Genomic DNA, 1,423 nt, shown 5'->3' with positions numbered 1-1,423 from the left:
CAAGTACGTCAGCAAGCACGTCAGCCTCAACAAGTGCAAGTACGTCAGCAAGTACATCGGCTTCAACAAGCGCAAGTACGTCAGCAAGTACATCGGCTTCAACAAGCGCAAGTACCTCAGCAAGCACATCGGCTTCAACCAGCGCAAGTACATCGGCTAGCACTTCAGCCTCAACAAGTGCAAGTACGTCAGCAAGTACGTCGGCTTCAACGAGCGCAAGTACCTCAGCTTCAACAAGTGCAAGTACGTCAGCAAGCACATCAGCTTCAACGAGCGCAAGTACGTCAGCAAGTACGTCGGCTTCAACGAGCGCAAGTACTTCAGCTAGCACATCAGCTTCAACGAGCGCAAGTACGTCAGCAAGTACATCAGCTTCAACGAGCGCAAGTACGTCAGCAAGTACGTCGGCTTCAACGAGCGCAAGTACTTCAGCTAGCACATCAGCTTCAACGAGCGCAAGTACGTCAGCAAGTACATCAGCTTCGACGAGCGCAAGTACGTCAGCAAGCACATCGGCTTCAACAAGTGCAAGTACGTCAGCAAGCACCTCAGCTTCAACAAGTGCAAGTACATCAGCTTCAACAAGCGCAAGTACGTCAGCTTCAACGAGCGCAAGTACGTCAGCTTCAACCAGCGCAAGTACTTCAGCAAGCACTTCAGCTTCAACGAGCGCAAGTACGTCAGCAAGCACATCAGCTTCAACGAGCGCAAGTACTTCAGCAAGCACGTCAGCCTCAACAAGTGCCAGCACGTCAGCAAGTACATCGGCTTCAACAAGTGCAAGTACGTCAGCAAGTACATCAGCAAGCACCTCAGCTTCAACAAGCGCAAGTACTTCAGCTAGCACTTCAGCCTCAACAAGTGCAAGTACCTCAGCAAGTACTTCAGCTTCAACAAGCGCAAGTACATCAGCAAGTACATCGGCTTCAACAAGCGCAAGTACATCAGCAAGCACTTCAGCTTCAACAAGTGCAAGTACATCAGCAAGCACCTCAGCTTCAACAAGCGCAAGTACATCAGCAAGTACCTCAGCTTCAACAAGTGCAAGTACATCAGCAAGTACATCGGCTTCAACAAGCGCAAGTACATCAGCAAGTACCTCAGCTTCAACGAGCGCAAGTACATCAGCAAGTACGTCAGCTTCAACAAGTGCAAGTACGTCAGCAAGTACATCGGCTTCAACAAGCGCAAGTACATCAGCTAGCACATCTGCCTCAACAAGTGCAAGTACATCAGCAAGTACATCGGCTTCAACAAGTGCAAGTACGTCAGCAAGTACATCGGCTTCAACGAGCGCAAGTACGTCAGCAAGCACGTCAGCCTCAACAAGTGCAAGTACGTCAGCAAGTACATCGGCTTCAACAAGCGCAAGTACGTCAGCAAGTACATCGGCTTCAACAAGCGCAAGTACCTCAGCAAGCAC

1 protein-coding gene is annotated in these 1,423 nt (G+C 50.2%); it reads right to left on the bottom strand.

Annotated features, from left to right (window positions below; genetic code table 11):
• The coding region (locus GEZ85_RS10255; RefSeq protein ID WP_194251555.1) for a hypothetical protein at positions 1–1,423 on the bottom strand (1,423 nt) is incomplete at both ends.

The sequence above is a fragment of the Streptococcus mitis genome (genome assembly GCF_009496205.1).
Lineage (GTDB): Bacteria > Bacillota > Bacilli > Lactobacillales > Streptococcaceae > Streptococcus > Streptococcus mitis_BN.
The sequence above is the reverse complement of the archived record's forward strand: the minus strand, read 5'-3'. Positions and strand labels throughout refer to the sequence as shown.